The organism is Desulfohalobium retbaense DSM 5692, from assembly GCF_000024325.1.
GTDB classification, from domain to species: Bacteria; Desulfobacterota; Desulfovibrionia; order Desulfovibrionales; family Desulfohalobiaceae; genus Desulfohalobium; species Desulfohalobium retbaense.
Genome location: NC_013223.1, coordinates 133,686 through 153,936, shown reverse-complemented (window position 1 = coordinate 153,936; position 20,251 = coordinate 133,686). Strand labels below are relative to the sequence as shown.

Annotated in this window: 16 protein-coding genes; 8 read left to right on the top strand and 8 right to left on the bottom strand. The window is 58.7% G+C overall.

What is annotated here, in order from left to right:
- Positions 1–16: 16 nt before the first annotated feature.
- Complete coding sequence (locus DRET_RS00575; protein ID WP_015750575.1) at positions 17–820, bottom strand: 2-amino-3,7-dideoxy-D-threo-hept-6-ulosonate synthase; 804 nt, start codon at positions 818–820, stop codon at positions 17–19.
- A gap of 575 nt (positions 821–1,395) precedes the next feature.
- Between DRET_RS00575 and DRET_RS00570 the strand changes: the two genes are divergently transcribed.
- Complete coding sequence (locus DRET_RS00570; protein WP_015750574.1) at positions 1,396–2,772, top strand: ammonium transporter; 1,377 nt, start codon at positions 1,396–1,398, stop codon at positions 2,770–2,772.
- 11 nt (positions 2,773–2,783) lie between these two features.
- Entirely contained in the window at positions 2,784–3,125 is a 342-nt protein-coding gene (locus tag DRET_RS00565; RefSeq protein WP_015750573.1) for a P-II family nitrogen regulator, read from the top strand.
- 143 nt (positions 3,126–3,268) lie between these two features.
- On the opposite strand, the gene DRET_RS00560 is transcribed toward DRET_RS00565, so the two are convergent.
- The 5 genes from DRET_RS00560 to DRET_RS00540 form a co-directional block, all read right to left on the bottom strand.
- Positions 3,269–4,060 (bottom strand): alpha/beta fold hydrolase, encoded by a 792-nt coding sequence (locus tag DRET_RS00560; RefSeq protein WP_015750572.1) that lies wholly within the window; start codon positions 4,058–4,060, stop codon positions 3,269–3,271.
- 87 nt (positions 4,061–4,147) lie between these two features.
- Complete coding sequence (locus tag DRET_RS00555) at positions 4,148–6,262, bottom strand: AsmA family protein (RefSeq protein ID WP_015750571.1); 2,115 nt, start codon at positions 6,260–6,262, stop codon at positions 4,148–4,150.
- A gap of 254 nt (positions 6,263–6,516) precedes the next feature.
- Positions 6,517–7,092: a flavodoxin family protein gene (locus DRET_RS00550; protein WP_015750570.1), complete on the bottom strand. Its 576-nt coding sequence runs from the start codon at positions 7,090–7,092 to the stop codon at positions 6,517–6,519.
- 225 nt (positions 7,093–7,317) lie between these two features.
- Positions 7,318–10,419 carry an efflux RND transporter permease subunit gene (locus tag DRET_RS00545; RefSeq protein WP_015750569.1) on the bottom strand — a complete coding sequence of 1,034 codons (3,102 nt, stop codon included), beginning with the start codon at positions 10,417–10,419 and terminating at the stop codon, positions 7,318–7,320.
- A complete protein-coding gene (locus DRET_RS00540; protein WP_015750568.1) occupies positions 10,416–11,663 on the bottom strand; it encodes an efflux RND transporter periplasmic adaptor subunit in 1,248 nt (415 codons plus the stop codon). Before DRET_RS00540 ends, DRET_RS00545 begins: the two co-directional genes overlap by 4 nt.
- Before the next feature lie 120 nt (positions 11,664–11,783).
- On the opposite strand from DRET_RS00540, the gene DRET_RS12785 reads away from it, so the two are divergent.
- Positions 11,784–12,479, top strand: coding sequence for a MerR family transcriptional regulator (locus DRET_RS12785; RefSeq protein ID WP_015750567.1), 696 nt, complete (start codon positions 11,784–11,786; stop codon positions 12,477–12,479).
- Positions 12,480–13,014: 535 nt separating this feature from the next.
- On the opposite strand, the gene DRET_RS00530 is transcribed toward DRET_RS12785, so the two are convergent.
- Positions 13,015–13,464 carry a MarR family winged helix-turn-helix transcriptional regulator gene (locus tag DRET_RS00530; protein ID WP_015750566.1) on the bottom strand — a complete coding sequence of 150 codons (450 nt, stop codon included), beginning with the start codon at positions 13,462–13,464 and terminating at the stop codon, positions 13,015–13,017.
- A gap of 206 nt (positions 13,465–13,670) precedes the next feature.
- Here DRET_RS00530 and DRET_RS00525 point away from each other — a divergent pair, with 206 nt between their 5' ends.
- From DRET_RS00525 to nifS, 5 genes are all read left to right on the top strand, one after another.
- On the top strand, positions 13,671–14,990 hold the full coding sequence (locus DRET_RS00525; protein WP_015750565.1) for an OmpP1/FadL family transporter: 1,320 nt from the start codon (positions 13,671–13,673) through the stop codon (positions 14,988–14,990).
- A 516-nt stretch (positions 14,991–15,506) separates the two neighbouring features.
- Complete coding sequence (locus DRET_RS00520; protein ID WP_015750564.1) at positions 15,507–15,851, top strand: DsrE family protein; 345 nt, start codon at positions 15,507–15,509, stop codon at positions 15,849–15,851.
- Between the two features lie 2 nt (positions 15,852–15,853).
- The gene (locus DRET_RS00515; RefSeq protein WP_015750563.1) at positions 15,854–16,723 is read left to right on the top strand and encodes a DMT family transporter; all 870 of its coding nucleotides are present in this window, start codon (positions 15,854–15,856) and stop codon (positions 16,721–16,723) included.
- A gap of 123 nt (positions 16,724–16,846) precedes the next feature.
- Positions 16,847–17,698, top strand: coding sequence for a Fe-S cluster assembly protein NifU (gene nifU, locus DRET_RS00510; RefSeq protein WP_015750562.1), 852 nt, complete (start codon positions 16,847–16,849; stop codon positions 17,696–17,698).
- Positions 17,695–18,897: a cysteine desulfurase NifS gene (gene nifS, locus DRET_RS00505; protein WP_015750561.1), complete on the top strand. Its 1,203-nt coding sequence runs from the start codon at positions 17,695–17,697 to the stop codon at positions 18,895–18,897. The genes nifU and nifS overlap by 4 nt, the downstream gene beginning before the upstream one ends.
- Positions 18,898–19,085: 188 nt before the next feature.
- On the opposite strand, the gene DRET_RS00500 is transcribed toward nifS, so the two are convergent.
- Positions 19,086–20,198 (bottom strand): protein-tyrosine phosphatase family protein, encoded by a 1,113-nt coding sequence (locus DRET_RS00500; RefSeq protein ID WP_015750560.1) that lies wholly within the window; start codon positions 20,196–20,198, stop codon positions 19,086–19,088.
- Between the last annotated feature and the right edge of the window lie 53 nt (positions 20,199–20,251).

Sequence of the window (20,251 nt, the reverse complement as noted above, 5' to 3'; positions counted from 1 at the left end):
ACCATTTTTGTAAAGGCTACTCGCCGCTTTCCAGCAGGCTCAAGGCCTGTTCCACGCTGTAATCCTCATGCACAATCTGATGCAGGGCCCGTACCAGACGGTCCGGCGCTTCGGCCTGGAAAATGTTCCGGCCGACCGAGAGCCCGGCCCCGCCAGCTTCAATGGAATCGTGGACCATCTGCACCAGCTGGCGGGTATTTTCCAGCTTGGGGCCACCGGCTATAACCACCGGCACACAGCAGGCATCCACAATCTTTGAAAAACTTTCAATATCCCCGGTATAGACCACTTTGACCACGTCAGCGCCGAGTTCTTCGCCGAGGCGGGCGCAATGGGCGACGACCTGGGGATCGAATTCGTTTTCGATCTTTGGCCCCCGGGCATAGACCATTGCCAGCACTGGAATACCCCATTCAGCGGCCCGGCTCGAGACATTGCCGAGATCGGACAACATTTGCCGTTCCGATTCGTCCCCTATGTTCACATGCACGGAAACCGCATCAGCCCCAAGTTTGATGGCATCCTCGACCGACCCCACCAGAGTCTTGGCGTTCGGATAGGGTGACAGGGCGGTGCTGGCGGAGAGGTGGACGATCAGCCCGACATCGCGGCCGTGCTCCCGGTGGCCGCAACGGACCAGCCCCTTGTGCATCAGTACGGCGTTCGCTCCGCCCTCAGCCACTTTATCCACTGTTTCCCGCAAATCGACAAGCCCATAGATGGGCCCCACGGTCACGCCGTGGTCCAGGGGCACAATGATCGTCCGCCCGGTGTTCCGATTCACAATCCGCTCTAATCGCAGGGCTTTTCCCAAATGCATGGCATCCTCCTTTTGCCCCGGACCGAAACCGGCGCCCCTTGCCTGGATACAAAAAAAGGGCCGCCGGCTGTTGCCTGCGGCCCTAGGGTATCTGGGTATTTGGTTCTTTCTATGAAACCACGCCAGCACCTGGACCACAGGCCCTCATAAAAAACCAATACCAAAAATAGAAACCGGAGCCGGTTTCAGAAATGGAAGTGGCAATCATGGAGGTGTGGTCCTTGTGTGTCGTCATGGCTTAAGTACTAGCGGGCCCCTGGATTTTTTGTCAAGGCCAAATACGCCTCAAAACACGAAAAACAGACATTCCATTTTTGTAACAAAATATTAGAAAATCATCTCAATATCTTAGGTATTTTGCAATCAGAAGGCAACCCTTTTGCTTCCGGCCATCTGTACTGAACAACCATTCAGCGCCCCTTCGTTTTCAATTTTGTCAAAAGCTATCTGCGCCCCTCCGGGGCTTAAAAAACGATAAAAGCTTATATTTCAAGCTATTATAAAAATTGGCCCCATCCTTGCTACCTCCCTTTCGACACACCACACCGCAAAACATCTTCTAGGGAGGTACGACAATGCGGTCACGAAAAACTTCACTTTGCAAATCGAACGTGCTTCGCCCCTTGGCGTTTGCAGCCGTTCTGGGGTTCGTGCCCACGATGGCCCTGGCGGCCGAGGCCCCATTAAGTCAGTTCCACGGCAACATCCTTTGGACCCTGATCGCAGCCATCCTGGTCATGTTCATGCAGGCCGGATTTGCCGCGGTCGAGGCCGGCTTCACTCAGGCCAAGAACGCGGGCAATATTTTGATGAAAAATGTGCTCGACTTTTCCGCCGGCTCGGTCATGTTCTTCTTTTTCGGATTCGCGCTGATGTTCGGCACTGATGTCGGCGGCCTTCTCGGCGGCAGCGGCTTCGCCCTCGGCGGCGTCGACGCCACCTCTCCTGACGGACAGTGGACATTGACCTTCTGGTTTTTCCAGTCTGTTTTTGCCGCCACCGCCGCGACCATCGTCTCCGGGGGCGTCGCTGAGCGCACCAAATTTCCGGCCTATATCCTGATCAGCATCATTGTGACCGGTTTGATCTACCCCATCTCCGGACACTGGGCCTGGGGCAGCCTCTGGCTTGGTGACGCTGGTGCGGGTTGGCTGGAAAGTCTCGGCTTCGCAGATTTCGCCGGGTCCACAGTGGTCCATTCGGTAGGGGCCTGGATCGCCCTGGCCGGGGCCATCGTAGTCGGTCCCCGTTTGGGCAAATACACCAAGGACGGAACCGCCCGGGCCATCCCCGGCCACAACATTCCTCTGGCCGGTCTGGGTGTGTTCATCCTCTGGTTCGGCTGGTTTGGTTTCAATCCCGGCTCCACAACCACGGCTGACGGCACCATCGGCTACATCGCGGTCAATACGAGTCTGTCCGCCGGCACCGGGGCGCTGGGCGCCATGATCATGGCCTGGCTGCGTTTCGGCAAACCGGACGCGACCATGAGCCTGAACGGCATCCTCGCCGGGCTCGTGGGTATCACCGCCGGCTGTTACGAACTCTCCCCCATCGGCGCCATGATCGTTGGGCTCGGATCCGGTATCCTGTGTATCCTGTCCGTGGAATTCATCGACAAAGTCTTGAAGGTCGACGACCCGGTGGGCTGCGTCTCCGTCCACGGCACCTGCGGCGCTTTCGGAACCTTGTGTGTCGGTCTTCTGGCCGCACCTGGATACGGTGGACTGACCGGGCTGTTCTACGGCGGCAGCATCAATCTCCTGGGCATCCAGGCCTTGGGTGTCGCCTCGGTCTTCGTCTGGGCCTTCGGCGTTGGTTTTATGGCCTTCAAAGGAGTTGACGCCCTTATCGGCATCCGCGTCGATGAAGACGAAGAACGCAAGGGCCTGGATATCACGGAACACGGCATGGAATCCTACAACGGCTTCCAGATCTTCAGCACCGAGTAAGGAGACCCACTATGAAACTCATCATAGCCTATATCAGACCAGAGCGCCTCAATCCGGTCAAACAGGCCCTGTATGCCAAACGGGTCTACAATATGTCCGTGACCAACATCCTCGGTAGCGGTCGCCAGAAAGGGTTCACTGAAACCTACCGGGGCGTGGTCATGGAAGTGAATCTGCTCAAGAAAATCCGCCTGGAAATCGGCGTCAACGAGGAGTTCGTGGATGCGGCCCTCGACGCGATACGGGAAGGGGCGCAAACCGGCAGAGAAGGGGATGGGGTTGTTTTTGTCCTGGATATTGCCAAGTCCATGCGCATCCGGACCGAAGAAACGGGACCTGACGCCATCGGTTAATACACCCGTGGCCTCCTCTCATCCAGACGCCCCTGCGGGAAACCTTCCGCATGGGCGTCTGCCTATCGTGAAAGCGGCTCCATCCGGAGCCGCGAAAGGAGCGAACGGCTGTGCAAGCCTCCCATACGGCCTTCCCGGCCCCGTTAGCTCCTCCCGTCCCAAAAGGCGAGCAATTCCCGGACAAAGGCCTCGCTTTGTTCAATATTGCTCAAGTGTAATGCTTCGGTCAGGGTCGCCACCCGGGCTCGGGGCATCATGCGGGCCATGGCCTCAGCCTTGTCCCTGGGCATAAGGCCGTCCTGTTCCCCATGCAGGAGCAGACTCGGCACCGTGACCGACGAGAGCCGCTCGGAAAAATCGAATCCCTTGATGGCCGCGCAGCATCCGGCAAACCCTTCCACCGGAGTGGTCTGGACCATGTCACGGATACGCTGAGTCTCCTCCGGCCGCTCGGCCCGAAAGGCGGGAGACAACCACCGTTCGAGATTGGCCTCGGCCAAGGGCGCCATTCCCTGGCGTCGCGCGATTTCCGCCCGCTTGTCCCATTCCTGGGCGCCGCTGGCCGGAATGGCCTCCGTGGTGTCGCACAGGGCCAGCGACACGAATCGCTCCGGATACATCGCCCCGAGTACTTGGCCGATCATGCCGCCCAGCGAGAGCCCCACGAAATGGACCCGGTCCAGGTCGAGCGCATCCAGAAGGGCGATGGTGTCCTGAGCCAACTCAGACATGGAATAGGGGCCAGGCACCACCTCGGATTCGCCGTGTCCCCGGATATCGTAGCTCACCACCCTGTAGTCCTTTTTCAGGGCGTCCATCTGGGGAGCCCAAAGCGTCCGGTTGCCGGCCAGACAATGGCTGAAGACAACAACCGGAGCGGTTGCCGGCCCCTCCAGGTGGTAGGCTGACCGTATCGTTGCTGTTTGCACCTGCATGCAGACGTACTCCTTGTACAGATTTGTCGTTCAAAGCAGGAGGCTGGCCTTGTTCAAAACAAGGCATTGCACCATGCGGTTTGCGCCTCACTCAAAGAGCTTTTGCAGTTTACCGCCCAAATCTTCGAGCCCTTTTTCCACTTGCTCCTGGGGCGAGGAGGGTTTTTCTGCCTGCTGCTCTTGGGCAGCATCCGCCCCCTCCAGGGCTTGCAGACACGGATTGTCGGACGTATCGCTGGAACCCAGCAGCCCTGCAGCGGCCCCGGCCGGACCAAAGAGCAGTGTCCCGCCGATGCCTTTGCCCAAGGTCTCGATCGTTTTCGTCTTGTCCAACGCCAATGACGGCTTGGCCAAGGTCCCCCCGAGGCGGAAGGCCTGGGCCAGTTCGCTGAAGCTGAGGCTCAACTTGCCCAGAACCCCGGTCTGCAATCCTTCCTTGGGCTGCGGATCCAGCCCGATATCCAGGGCTTCTGTGCGCAGATTGACGGATCCCTGTCCCCGCAGGAGCATGCGCGGCGTATCCACGACCAAGGCCTGCACCCGGGCCAGTCCGGAATCGATCGGCACGACAAGAACAGCGCATTGGATGGGGGTAAATCGTCCGCGCTCTTCCAGCGGATTCAGGAGACGGAACAGACTCGCTCCCAGATCAGCGCCCCACTTCTCAAGCCTCGCATTCGCCAGCCGGCCCTCGCTCATGCTCGCCTGCAACTTGCCGTCCAGACCGGCCATGATCGCTGCCACGGAACGGCCCTGTCCGGTGACCGCCAAGTCGGTACTCACCGTGCCCTGGAGGAAACTGTCGGATTTCGTTTCCCGCAGGACCTGCTCCAGGGCAAAATGCTCGATCCGTGCCGCACATTCCAGCCGCGGCTGCTTGGAACGGGCGTCCACTGTCATTGTGGCGTTCAACGTCCCTTCGGCGCCGGAGCGGGCCGTCAAACGGGAAAGAGTGAGCAGACCATCTTTCAAGCCGAGTTCCAGCTGGGTATCAACAAGCTGCAATTTGGGGATAACCAGCGTCCCAACCTGGAGGGAACATTGGGCATTGATCTGCCTGAGCGCCTCCCACGGCAGTTCTGTGTCCGGAAACACGCGCTGGTCGCCGGCGGCGGACGAAGCCCCCTGTTGCTCCTGAGGAGGTGCGGTATCGCCAGAAGGCTGGGTGGTGATGGCGGTCACATCCAGAAGCGGACTGGTCAAATCCGCGGTCACTGAAAGGGGCGGTCCGAGAGCGAGGGAAACGGTGCCGCTCAAGCGATTTTCCCCTTGCCGCACCTGCAAGGAGTCGAGGCGAAACGTTTTTGCCGCGGTGTCGGTCAGCGTGGCTGTACACTCGATGGGCCCGGCCACCGGAATCTCCTGGCCAACAAGCGGCTTCAGGGCCGCTGGCTCGGGAATCGTCGCCGAAAGGTCCAGATCCAGGCCACGCTGGGCGAAGACGTCCCGAATAGCTCCTTCCAAAGCAACAGAAGCCGAACCGGATTGCACGGCAAGATCAACGGGCCATTGCTGCTGGGCATCGGTCAGTCCCTGCAGGGGACCGACGGTGCCGCTCATCGAAAGCGGCTGACCATTGAACTGGCCGTCAAACGTCATTTGGACGTCTTTATTGGGCAGGGTCTGCAACGCCAGACGCTGCACCGAGAAGGAGGTCACGGTTTCACCAGCAGCGTCGCGCACATCAATGGACCCGTTTTCCACAAGAACATTGTCGAGTTCCAATCCGGGCAGAGGGCCCTTTTGGGAAGCAGCATCGCTTGGCGCTTCGGGGCTGGTTTCCTGCTCGGGTTCAGCTGCGGCCTGCGGTTTGTGCAGCGTCAGATTGGAAACACCCTGTGTATTCGTCTCCACGAGAACCGAGGTGTCCCGGAGGACAACACGCTGGATCTCCACGTTGCGCTGAAAAAGGGGCAGCAAGGCCACCTGGAGTTCAAAGCGGCCCACTTCAAGCATCTGCGGCTTCGATCCCCATTGCGCATTGGCCAGGGAGACATCCTCGACCACCAGGGCCGGGGTCAGTCCGAGGGCCAGGGAGATATCCCCGTCCAAGGTCAATTTGCGGCCCGTGTTTTTCTCAACCGCGGCCTCAATTTGCGGCTTGAGGGCGTTGTAGTCATAGGTGACAAGAAAGACGGCAGCTCCGACCACCACCAGAAGAATCACTCCCAATACAATTGCTGTTATTTTTTTCCAGCCCATAGGTCCCTCCTGTGGTTTTAGCGCAGCCGCCGTCAGGGCTCCGAAAGGAGGCATTTCCTCCTCCAGGGTGCTGGGTGGCGGAGCCTGTCTCGTTTCAGAGCTTCTGCTCAATGAGCGACACATCCTGGTCCGAGTTCGCTTCCCGGATCGTGCCCCAGGGCTGGGATCTCTCCAGGCGCCAAGGAGGCGCCCACGTCCGTTGTCCAGGCCGAAGACACACTTCCGGGAAGCGGCTCACCGATTCGGATTGTATATCAATCGCGAAGCTTTTTCAAAAGCCAGGCCATGTTTTCTCCCAACAACTCCATTGTCTTGACCCCTTCAGCGTCCTTCATGACATCGCCTTCCTGGAGGCCGCAGGCGAGGTTCCAATAACTGGAACCAGGGACAATCATTTGGGAGATCAGGAAAAAATAGTTGATCGAACTGAAAACATGGGTCCCGCCGGCCCGGCGCATGGCCACCACAGGGGCGCCCACCTTGCGCCGCAGGGTGAATCCGCTGACCCTGGAGACACGTCCGGCCCGATCCATTAGCGATTTCATGTTTGTGGTCACGTTCGAGAAATAGGTCGGGGAGCCCAGCAAAATCCCATCTGCGGCGTTCATTTGAGCCAGGATGGTGTTCAAGGGATCGTCATCATAGACACAACGACTGTTTTTTTCTTTCTTGCACACACCGCAGTCCACGCATCCGCGCAATGGCTCGGTACCCAGTTGGATCGTTTCCGTCTCGACTCCTTGCGTATTGAGCTTGGCGCAAACGGTCTGCAATAATTGCGCGGTATTGCCGTTTTTACGAGGACTTCCGTTAATCGCCACAACCTGCATTGCCATTCTCCTTGTCTGTTTGACATCCTTTCAAAGACGAGGCCGATTCCCCGTCCTCCTCCAATTCAGCACAGAGTGCCTCCTTGTAGGCCTCCAGTATCTCCCGGCAATCCGCCAGCGGTCGCTCCCAGCCACATCCCGTGCAGCGCAGGCGGGCAGTGGCTCAGCGACCGCTGATTTCAATCGCAGCCCCACAGAGGTCACAAGAAATTGTTGTCTCGTGTATCATACCGTCCCCTTCCGCCGGCGCCGAAAATGCAAAGCGATATCATCGGTCACCGAATACATGGCCGGAACCACGAGTAAGGTAATGAGTGTAGCCATCATGAGTCCAAAAAAGATGGACACGGCCATCGGCGATAGAAATTGGGCCTGCCCTTTGGCCAAAAAGGCCAGGAAAAAGAGCCCGCCCATCGTTGTCAACGACGTCAGAAGCACCGGGCGAAACCGGATCATCCCGGCCTGAACCAGAGAACTCCGTCGGTCCTGGCCCTGCCTGCGCAAGCGGTTGACGAAATCGACCAGCACCAGTGAATCATTGACCACAATACCAGAAAGCGCCACAAGTCCGATCATGGACAAGATCCCCAATTGTTTGCCGGTCAGGATATGGCCCAGCAAAACACCGTCTATGCCCAAAGGGATGGCGGCCATGACGATAAGCGGCTGAACATAGGACCGGAACTGGGTTCCCAGAATAAAATAGATCAGGAACAGGGCCAATAAAAAGGCGAACTTGAGCGCCGTCATGGAGCGGTTGATATCCTGGACTTCACCACGCTGCGTGGTCAGACGGTATCCGGGGAAGCGTTCCGCGACATCGCCAAAACGGTCCTGCACGGCCTGGGCGACATCCGACGCCGTGGTCTTGGCCTGGTCCAGATCACCAGTGATGGCCACGGAGCGCTGTCCGTTGTCCCGTAAAATAGCGCTCTCGCCCCGCACCGGAGCCACGCGGGCCACCTCGGACAACGGAACCAACTCCCCGCCGGGGAGCCGCAGATGCATGCGGTACAAGGTTTCCACCCGATCTGCCACGGCTTCCGGGAAGCGGACCCGGATATCAATATCTTCAGCCGCGCTCTGCATACTCGTCGTGGAGGCGATGCCTGCGAATCCTGAACGCAACTGCCAGGCCACATCCCGTTCGCTGAGCCCCAGCGTCCGGGCCAAGGGGGTCAGTTCGACCTGAAACTCGGTTTTGCCCGGCTCCAGATTGTCGCTCAAATCGCGCACCCCTGGAATCTGACTCACAAAATTCTGAATCTCAAAGGAAATTTCCTGCAATACGTCAAGACGCGGCCCGGTCACCAGGATATAAATCGGCTTGCCTCCGGGACCGCTCTGGAGTTCCTGGACTTCGATGTGCCGTCCACCGCGCTGGAGATCCGCAAGGGCATCGCGCACATCGGAACTGACAACTTTGATCGGCCTGTCTCGCCCCTTTCCAAACTCCTTGAGTTCAACAATGATCTGGCCCAGATGAGGCCCAGAACGAAAGCTGTCCATGTCATCCATAATCGTGCCGACATTGGTCACCAGTGAAATAAGTTCCGCCTCGGGTATCGTCTCTGCTAAGCGTTCTTCGACTTGCTTGATATACTCTTCGGTATCTTCCAGAGAAAAGGACAGTGGGCATTCGACGTTGACGTAAAATTGGGCTCCCTCGAACTCGCCAAAGAGAATAAACGGCAGATGGACCGCACTGTATACGATTAAAACCGCGCTGAAACTGATCACCGCTGTCAAAAAGACATAGCGGCATTCAAGCACCAGATCCAAGAACCTGCCGTAGACATCAATCGCACTATCCACCCCCGCATTGAGTTTCCGGCGCAGGCGCGACGGCGGCTTCGGCCGCGCCGGCAAAAATTCCGCCAAGTGCGAGGGCAAAATGACCAAGGCCTCCAGCAGCGAAACCAGGAGGGCAAAGGTGACCACTTTGGGGATCACCCCCAAAAAAACGCCCATAGTTCCGGGGATGAGCAACATGGGTAAAAAGGCGGCTATGGTCGTAGCCACGGCGGAAACCACGGGCCAGGACACCTCTGAAGCCCCGCGCACAGCCGCCTCCGCCGGAGAAAGCCCCTGCTCGTAATGCCGGTAAACATTCTCCCCGATCACCACGGCGTCATCCACGACGAGTCCCAGCACAACAATCAGAGCGAACATGGCGATCATGTTCATCGTCATGCCGACATAGTACATCAGGACAATCGCCCCAAGAAAAGACACCGGAATGCCGAGGGTAACCAGTCCCGCCACCCTGGTATTCAGGGCCAATAGCAGCAAAATGAAAACAACGATCAGCCCCTGAAAACCGCTGGTTTTCAGGACATCAAGCCTGTTTTTGATATACACGGAGAGATCGTTGAACAGGCCGATTTGCACCGTCGGGGGCAGTTGGCCCTCGAACCGCTCGGTCACTTCCGTGATCGCCTGAGTGATCTTGATGGCGTCGCCGTCGTCATTTTTAAAAACGCTGAGATTGATGGCCCGCTGCCGATTGAACCGTCCCAGGGTGGATTTGTCAGCGAACCAGTCCCGCAAGGTGGCGATGTCGTCCAGGACCACCTGCCCCCCGTTGGGGCCGGTGGCCACGACAATCTCTCGCAAGTCTTCCAACGTGGCCGCCTTGCCCTTGGTCCGCAGCAGATAGGCTCCCTCGGTGGTGTCCATTGTCCCCCCAGGCAGATCGTAATTCTGTGCGTCGAGAATGCGTGTGACATCCTGGAGGGTGAGCTTATATTGCTTGATGGTTTCCGGCCGGATCTCGACCCAGACCTCCCGCTCCGGCAGGCCGCTGCGATTGACATTGGCCACGCCAGGCACTGCGGCGATGGCGTCCTCTAGATCCTCGACAAGGCGTTCCAGTTCCAGAAGATTGATCCCCCCGTAGAGGGAGACCGTGATGATGGGCAGATCGGAATCGAGTTCCTGGACCACCGGGTCTTCGGCGTCTTCCGGTAGATCGTCGATCTGGTCGATGGCCTGTTGGACATCGTTGAGCAGTTTGGCGGTATTCGAGACCTCTTTCGAGACTTCAAGCCGGACCGTGCTCCGTCCTTCCTGAGAAGTGGAAAAGATGTCCTCAATATCTTCCAGGTCCGCGAACGCATCCTCGATCTTCATGGAGACATTTTTCTCCATCTCCCGGGCCGAGGCCCCTCCGTAGACCGTCGTCACCTGGATAATATCCTGCGAAAAGGCCGGGAAAATCTCCTTCGGCATCCTGGTCACATACAGGACCACGCCCATGATCAGAATCGTGGCCATGATCAGATTGATACACACCGGATTGCGCACGGAGAAGGAGGCGAGGTTCATGACCGCCCCACTTTGACAGCAGTGCCTGAGCTCAAATCCGCCTGCCCTTCAACGACAACTCGGTCCCCGGGCTGGAGGCCGGTGACCAGGACCTCGCCGTCCTGAAACCAGAGCCGTTGAACCGAACGTCGCACCGCCCTCAGGGGATCCCCCTGAACGACAAAGACGTAATCCCCTTCGTCATCCTGGCCGATGGCGCGTAAGGGCACGGCCATATACCGTTTTGGGTCGCGCTCCGCGCACTCGACGGCGACGAATTGCCCGCCGAGCAGAAGCGGGGCAGTTGTGTTCTCCACCGCCACTTCAGCGGGGAAAAGGCGGGTCTCGGCGTCGCCCGACGGTGCCAGATGCACCAGTCGCCCCTCCCATTGGCGGGACGCCTGTGGTAAACGGACCGTGGCCTTCACCCCTTTATGCACCAGAGCGAGCCGACTGGACGGGATCTCCACCGCGACCCGGACTTCACGGAACTGCCCGAGATGAAACACTGGCTGTCCAACCGTCACCCGGTCGCCCGTATCCACCTCCCGGCGCATGACCCTGCCGGAGAACGGGGCCCGGATCGTGGTCCGTTCGAGGTCAGCCCGGGACCGGTCCTGCCGGGCCCTGGCCCCGGCCAACGCGGCTTCGGCCCGCTCCAATTGCGCAGCGGCCGTGCGAACCTGCTCGCGTTGCTGCACAAACCGGCTGACGACATCACTGACACGTTCCTGCTCCCGGTCGAGTTCCGCCTGAGAGATGGTTTCACGCTGGCGCAGGGTCGTAAACCGCTGCAGGCTGGCCCGGGCGGCCTGGACCTGCTGACGCAATTGTTCGAGGATTTTTTCCTGCTTGGCGTTGTCCAGGCGCTGCAGGGCCAGCGCGGCTTGCGCCTCGGCCACTTGCGCCCGGGCTTCTTCAAAAACGGCCCGGAAGGTTCGCTCGTCCAGACGGAGCAGGGCTTGCCCGGCCTCCACCATTTCCCCCGGTTCGCATTGCGGACTGACCCATTGGACGTCGCCGGCGACACCGGCTGCAACAGCTGCCTGGCGCTTGGGGTGGACAGTCCCCCACAACGTAAACTTGCGCTGGAACACGCGGGGTTGTATGGCTTGGACCTGCACTTCCACGCGAGGGTCCATGGCCTCGCCGGGAGTGGGTTGCTTGGGCGGGTGACGCAGGATATACAGGGCAACGGCGATACTGATGACAATCAGGCCGGCAATGAGCACCACACTGCGGACCACTTTACTGGAAAGAGCCATGGCGTGCACCTGTAGCTAGAAGGTGAAGTGGGCGTCTGCGAATCACAGCGACCGGCTGACACCAATGCAGGGGAAGGCCCACCAATCGCGTCGGGAGAACAGGCCGCCAGGGGGATGGATATGGAAGATGACCTGCTCAGTATCAAAGAAATCGCGCGTCAGCTCGAAGTACCGGAGAGCAATGTCCGCTATTGGCGGGATCGTTTTGAAGATTATTTACCGGTGGTTGGCGAAGGACGCAAGCGGCGGTACAAAAAGCAGGCCCTGGATATCTTCCAGGCCATTCGTGATGGCTATCAGGCCAATCAATCCACCGAGGACATCGCCCGAGACTTAGCCAGGAATTACCCGCGCACCATGCGGGTCGCGCCGGACGAGCCCGCCCAGGATCCCGCAGCAGAAATCCAGTCCGTCCACTCGCCTTTCGAATCCGTCCAGACCCTCGTCCAGAGTCAGGCCAAGACGCTGGAACATCTTGCCAGCTCCCTGAATGCTTCGCACAGCCTCGATCCCCGCCTCAAAGAACTCCAACACCGCCAGGAAGTGCTGCACAAGGCCCTTGCTTCACTCTGGAAACACCACAAGATGCAGCGCCGCCAACTCCATGAAGCCAGGATGGAAAGTGCCCAGGCCCGGGCGGAGCAGCAAAAATTGGAACAACGCCTGCAAAGCCTGGAACACGTAGTGGCAGAACACGCGGAGGCCCAGCGTGAGGAGCGGCACAAACTCGAAAAAGAAATTGGCCAATACCGGTATTGGCTCAAAAAACTGGTGGCCCACCTCGACCCGGAACGCCAAGGGAATTCTTGCTCATAATTTCCTGCCTGGCAATCTTTTCCAGATGACAAAGCCAGATCCTCTTTATGCAGGCACGTTCCTTTTTTGTCCGGGGCCGGGAGATCGTGGTCTTCTGCTTTTTGGTGCTTCAAGCCTCGCGGACGCTGCAATACGCCGCGCGCCTCCAGGCCAGATGATAAAAAAGCACCCCGAAAACCTGTTCCGGGGTGCCTCTTTGATCAGGAAACGGGACTCGTGTGTTCAAGCGGGGTGCATGGCCGGGATCCAGGCGCACAAGCCACTCACAAATCCCAAAGAAACGGCAATACCACCTCGCTGACTGGGAAAAATACCGTATCCTGCAGGTCGTTCACATATTCCAAAAGTCAAGATCCCGCGCACCTCTTCGTGCGCACGAATGTGAACGTCTTGCAGTTGTGCTGCCATTGGGAGATTTGCCACTCCCTGCCAGGAACACAGTCGCCACCTGCAAACCGCTTTTCTTTTCTGCAGGAGCGCAGGAATACGCCCCAGGCTGAGCGTCCGGGGCACAGCAGATGTTTTGAACTGCCAGTCAAGCGTCGCTTAAATTCGCGTAAACCAGATTCAATACTCGCCGCAATTCTTGCAGGTCGCTCTCGTCAATACCCTGATAGGCGTCGCGCCCCAGTTCGCTGGCAATGGCCGTAATCTTATCCTGCAAACTTGTGCCCTGCTCGGTCAGATACACGCGGCTCATCCGGCGGTCGTGTTCATCGCGAACGCGCCTGACCATGCCGCGGCGCTCCAGACCGTCCAGGATGCGGGTGATATTGGTGATATCCTTAAAGGTCTGTTCCGCCAACTCACGCTGGAAACACCCCTCCCGGCGCCACAAACTCCACAAAACTGCGCATTGCTCGGCCGTGACATCGAGCTCGGCTGCGGAAATGCGCCGCTGGAAATCCTTTTTGATCCGCAGCGCGGTGCGGTTGAGCAGAAAGCCCGGCGAGTCCTCTAAAAGGAATTCTTTGTCTTCGTACATGCCTGCCTCGTTCCTTGTAGATCCAATTGTGTCCCCATCAAGCATTTATTGACATTTTTGCGTCAATCAATCAAGGAGTGCCAAGCTCGGTCGTTGCGCTTCCGGAAAGGCCATTTTCAGGAACGGCAGGGACCTGGGGAACATTTTCCGACACATCCACAGACCACCAGAACACACAGGCCAATTCACAAGGGGAGGAGGGTTCCATGCGTAAGGTTGTGCTATTCACATTCGCGTTGCTCACACTGAGTTTTTCCACAGCCAACGGCGCCGGCTTCGCCACGTACGAGTGGAGCGCCCGCGGCAACGCTCTCGGCGGCTCCGTAGTCGGTATGGCCGACGATCCGGCCGCGGTGGCGTCCAACCCAGCCGGTATCACCCAACTCGAGGGCGGCCACGGCCTGTTTGGCCTGACAGCCATTTATCCCCAGGCCGAGGTGACCACGAAACCCCAAGGGGGACCTGAACAAACCACCAGCGGCGAAGACAATATCTGGACCCTGCCCCACGCCTATTACACCCGCCAGCTCTCCGACCGCTACTGGCTCGGCCTCGGCGTGTTCACCCGCTTCGCCCTGGGCACAGAATACCACGACGACTGGCCCGGCCGTTACAACACCCGCTACACCGGCATCAAGACCGTCTCCTTCAATCCCAACCTGGCCATGAAACTCACGGACACGGTCTCTCTGGCCGTGGGCGTTGAAGTGATGCATATGGATTTCCAGCAGCGGAAAGTTAAGGACGCCTCAGCTTTGGCAGGACAAAAAACTGATCCTGAAACAACCACATACGACTTTAGCGCTGACCTTAATGGTCAAAGTCAAGGTGTTGGATTTAATATCGGTTTACATTACAAGCCCCTGGATTGGATCCAAGCCGGGATTATCTACCGCAGTCCGGTAGATCAAAAAGTGGAAGGGGAGGTTAACTTCGATCGGTCTAATTTATCTAAGTTAACAGCCATTAATCCAGCATATGGTGGTTCTTTTCAAGACATGGATGCATGGGGAGAGATCACCTTACCCGACAGTTTTCAGGCCGGCATAGCCTTTAATCTTACCCAAAAGCTGACTGTGGAAGTGGGTGGAGCTTACACCTTTTGGAGCAAATACGACGAATTGACTTTCAATTACGAAAAACCTGTGATCTCAGTCAAACCTTCTTCAGATACATCAACTACCCCAAAAAGCTGGGAAGACACTTGGCGATTCAATATCGGCGCGGAATACGCCGTGACCCCGTGGTGCGATCTGCGGGCCGGGTATGTCTACGACCAGTCTCCTGTTCAGGATGAATACGCCGATTATCTCATCCCGGCTGATGACCGCCAGATCTTCTCCTTTGGCACCGGCTTCGCCCTGAACGAGCAATGGACCCTGGATCTTTCCTACAACTACATCATGATCCAAGATCGGACCGTTGATTACGACGAAGTACGCGTCGAAGACGAAGGCGTCTACGCTGCGGAATTCGACAACGCCAACGCCCACATGGTCGGCATGAGCCTCGGCTACGAATTCTAATCCAGCGATCGCCACCCACAACAGACCTGCCCAGCGGGACCGGTACCGGTCCCGCTTTTTTTTGAGGCCCTTCGTCACAGGGCATGAAATTTCAAACGCAAAAGTTTGCCGTCTCTTCTGTGTGCTTCGAGCGAAAGGCCCGCACATTTTCTTGGTCCCGCCAAAAGGGGGAAACCCCGCGAACTGAATGCTCCCAGGCGGATTCCGATGCAACAAGGGCCATCTTCGACACCTGGAGTTCTGTTCCTCTTGAGAGTCCGGAGGGGGCAAGGATCCCCCTTTGGCGGGATTGAGAAAATACCGGGCCGAAAGTGGGCACACAGAAGAGACGGCAAACTCCAAAAATCCACAGGATCCGTCAAAGAACCTTTTTTGAGCTGGATCAAGGCCTTCGGTCCACTTATGGGGCAATTGTCCTTGACACGGCCGCAAAAAACAGCTGCCGTGCCCAAAACGTCAAGCAACACCCCGACAAACCGTCTGCAACACGACCACGAGCCCACGCCAGGAGAGACCATGCCGAACACGCCCAATCTCGTACTCCTCTGGAGCAGCCGCGATCCGGAGGTTTTCCAGCAGCTCGTCGCCATGTACGCTCGCAACAGCCTGCGCAACGGATGGTGGGATCGGGTCCGCTTGATTATCTGGGGCCCTTCAGCCCAGGTCGCGGCAGAGGATGCGCCGGTTCAGGCACTGCTGGACGAGTTGCAAAGCGACGGCGTCGAGCTGTTGGCCTGCCAACGGTGCGCTGAGAACTACGGTGTGAGCGCTACCTTGGCCGATCTGGGGATCGATGTGCAGTACATGGGACAGCCCTTGACCGACATGCTCCAATCCGGCTGGCACTGCCTGACCTTCTGATCATGTCCGGCATCCTCGCTATCCTTACCGCCGCCGCCCTTTGGGGGCTGATCGGACCGTTGGCCAAATACGCCTTTGCTCACGGCTTCACGCCCATGGAGGTCGCCTTCTGGCGGGCGGCCCTGGCCTGGGGCTTTTTCGCCACCCACGCCGGTCTGCGCGGACAACTCCGCATCCAGTGGCGCGACCTCGGCCCGACAATCGTCTTCGGTTTTTTTTCAGTCAGCGTTTTTTTCGGCGCCTACCAGGTCGCTGTCGCCCGCAGTGGCGCCGCCGTGGCCGCAGTGTTGCTCTACACCGCGCCCTCCTGGGTCGCGCTGCTCTCCCGTCTGCTGTTCAGTGAGGCCCTGACCCCTATCAAACTCGCGAGTATCGCCCTGTCCACCCTGGGAGTGGCGGCCGTGGCCTTTGGCCGCGCCGATCTCGGGCCGGTCAACCTGGACTGGATCGGCGTCACCGCAGGACTTACCGCTGGCCTGACCTACGCCATCTATTACATTTTCGGAAAACACTACCTCGGCAGCTACCCCTCAGGCACCTTGTTCTTCTATGCCCTGCCCGTTGGGGCCTTCTTTCTCTGGCCTCTGGCCGATTTCGGATACCATCCCTTTCCGGCCTGGCTGGCCGTCGGGGCCATCGCCTTTTTCTCGACCTACCTCGCCTACGCCATCTACTGCCACGGGCTGAAGCGCCTCCAACCCGCCCGCGCTGCGGTCCTGGCCACCTTTGAACCGGTGGTAGCCGCGATTTTGGCCGTGATCTGGTGGGGCGAACGGTTTACACTGCTGGGCATCATCGGCGGGCTGTGCATTGTCGGCGGCGTCGTCTGGATGAGCTGCGCCAGAGAGCCTGGGCCGAAGAGTCGCCACTGAGAATCCCCCGGCCGCGTCCGCTGCCCCCTGTTCCAATGCACCCCCAGCCCAATCCGGCAACGAATTGACCCTATCGGCACACCGCCGTAGAAACAAAGAAATGATCCGAACCAAGGAGGTCCTATGTGGGAATATACCGACGCGGTCAAAGACCACTTCCTGCACCCCAAAAATGTCGGGGCCATGGAAAATCCCACGGCAGTGGGCGAAGTCGGCAGTCTGGCGTGCGGCGACGCCCTCAAGCTGTATCTGAAGATAAACGACGACGGCATCATTGAAGACGCGACATTCCAAACCTTTGGCTGTGCCAGCGCCATTGCCTCCAGTTCTGTGCTCACTGAACTGATCAAAGGCAAGACCATTGAACAGGCCAAGTCGGTGACCAACAAAGAAATCGCCGACGCCCTCGGCGGCCTGCCCAAAGAAAAGATGCACTGCTCGGTCATGGGCCAGGAAGCCCTGGAAGCGGCCCTGAAGCACTATTGGGGCGAAGTCGTCCCCGAAGTGCCGCTGGAGGGCGAGATCGTCTGCACCTGTTTCGGGGTCACCGACCAGCAGATCCTGCGGGCCATTGAGGAAAACGATCTCAAAACTGTCGAGGACATCACCGCCTACACCAAAGCCGGGGGCGGATGCGGGGAATGCCAGTCCAAGCTCACCGAGTTGCTGGAGAACAAACGTTTGAGCGAGCCCGCGCAAGTCCCCACCGGTCCCGCCGCTTCCACAAAAAAATTGACCAACATCCAGCGCATGCAATTGGTCAATGACGTTATCGAAAAAGAAATCCGGCCCAGCCTGCAAAAAGACGGCGGCGACATTGAACTCATCGACATCGAGGGCCGGGAGGTTCAGGTCGCCCTGCGGGGGATGTGCTCGGGTTGTCCCTCCAGCCAGCTGACCTTGAAAAACGTTGTCGAGCGCCGCCTGCAGGAACGGGTCGAACCTGAGATCACCATCAAGGAGATTGTCGAATGAACCCGGTATATTTAGACAACAACGCCACCACCAGAGTGGCCCCTGAAGTCGAGGAGGCCATGCGGCCCTACCTAGGGGAGTTGTACGGCAATCCCTCGAGCATGCACCGCTTTGGCGGACAGGTGGGCAAGGATTTGCGTATCGCCCGCGAACAGGTCGCAACAGGCCTCGGCGCCGATCCGGAAGAAATCATTTTCACCTCCTGCGGCACGGAAGGGGACAACACGGCCATCCATGCCGCCTTGGAAAGTCAGCCCGACAAGCGCCACATCGTGACCACCAAAGTCGAACATCCGGCCGTGCTCAATTATTGCAAGCACCTGGAAAAAAAGGGGTACGAGGTCACGTATCTCGGCGTCGACACCCACGGCCGCCTCGACCTCAATGCGTTGAAAAACAGTCTGCGCCCGGATACGGCCATTGTCTCCATCATGTACGCCAACAATGAAACCGGGGTCATTTTTCCGCTGGACGAGATCGCCCCGCTGGTCAAGGAACGGGGCATTCTCCTGCATACCGATGCCGTGCAGACCCTGGGCAAGATCCCTTTTTCAGTCGCCGATCTGCCGGTGGATTATCTCGTTGTCTCCGGCCACAAAGTGCACGGGCCCAAGGGCGTCGGCGTCTTGTACGTGCGCCGCTCCGCCCCCTATGCTCCTTTTGTCATTGGCGGGCACCAGGAGCACGGTCGGCGGGCCGGAACGGAAAACACGGCCTCGATCATCGCCATGGGCAAGGCGGTCGAGTTGGCCACCACGGATATCGCCGCGGAACAAAGCCGGATCAGCGCCCTGCGCGACCGGCTCCAGAGCGGTTTGCTGGAGGCGATCCCGGACACCGTGGTCAACGGCGAGGCCGCAGAGCGCCTGCCGAACACCCTGTCCATCGCCTTCAAATATATTGAAGGCGAGGCCATGCTCCTGCTGCTCGACGAGTTCGCCATCTGCGCGAGTTCCGGATCGGCCTGCACCTCAGGCAGCCTGGAGCCCTCCCATGTCCTGCGGGCCATGGGGGTTCCGTTCACATATGCCCACGGCTCACTGCGCTTTTCCCTTTCGCGGTACACCACCGAGGAGGAGATCGACACCGTCCTGCGCGAACTTCCGCCGATCATCGAACGCTTGCGGGCCATGTCCCCCTTTCGGCGCGGAGAAGAGGCTTTCGGAGTCTCCTGTGGTATCGAGCGGGACACGGTGTAGCACACTGCTCTGAAAACTCCCTTCCGCCCGGGCAGGGCACCAATCCCGCTGACGCTGGGGATGTGCTTCGTGACGAGGCTCCTGCCTCGTCACGCCATCTCCCGCGGCTCCTGCCGCATTTCGCCTTTCCCAACGGCAGATGCTGCTTGAGTCGGACGGCACCGCCGCAACAAATGAGACCCAGGGATTCAATCCGTCGCGGCTGTCTGCTCAGCCTCTTTGCGGGCGAGTTCGAGGAAGAGATTCTGGACAAACTTCCCGGAGACCACCGCATTGAGGTCAAACTCGAGTGGCGCCCCGGGCATGAAGTGTTCGGTCAAAGCCATAAACAGATTGTCTGAAATGCGTTGGAGCCCGCGTTGCAGGGGCACGCCCGGACCGGAGTTGACCTGGCGCAGATCAAACACCCGGCACGCGGCCGGGCGATAGGCAAAAAGCTGGCACTTGTTTGCTTCGCCGAGCAAGGGACAGGGAATGTCCAGGGCCTCGTACCGGGCATCCAGAGCGGCCTGCGACAGGCCGGGATTCTCCCTGACCAGGGCCTGACGGGTCTGGAGGGCCTCCAGGGCCGCGGCCATGCTCTGTTTGCGCTTCTCGCTGGTCACCGACTTATTGAACATATGGTGGAGGTAAACCGCCTCAGCCAGACTCATGCGCACTGTTTTGAAACAACATTTGGCGTGCTCCCGGCCACAACGCTCCGTTGCACTCTCCGCCCGATCCTCAATCTGGGCAAACAAGGCCTCGATATCGTCGAAAAACGGACTCAGATCCACAAGACACCGCGATTCAAGACACGGCTCACGAATGGTCAACTGCCCCTGGGCCTTGCCGTATTGGCGCAGAAAATGCCACTGGGTGAGATTGGAGGGCTTTGACCGCAGATCCTTGAGGTGCTTGTTGACCAATTTCTGGCCCAACCCTTTACGCAAGAGGTAGGAAGAGACCACCGTCCCGGTCCTCCCGATACCGTGCCGGCAATGGATCAAGGCCTTCTTGCCGAGATAGACGCACTCGTCCAGCCAATCCAGGGCCGCGTCCGTGGCCTGGACATCCGGGGGTTCCTCATTGGGCACCGGCAGAAAATAGACCTCGAATCCGGCGTCCCGCTCCAAAGTGACCAACGCATCAAGTTCTGCGCAGAGATTGAGGATGGCTGTAATGCCCTGGCGCTTGAGCGAATCAAACTCTTCGTAGGACATGGGCGCGTGCCCGACTGCGACCTGTCCCGTAACCCAGGACAGTTCATAGGTTTCCTCGGAATCGTTGCGCCCGAACATTTTTTGCAAAAAAGACCACATAACACGCTCAATGGTTTTGATTCGCATTCACAGGCCAAGAACCCCACACTCTT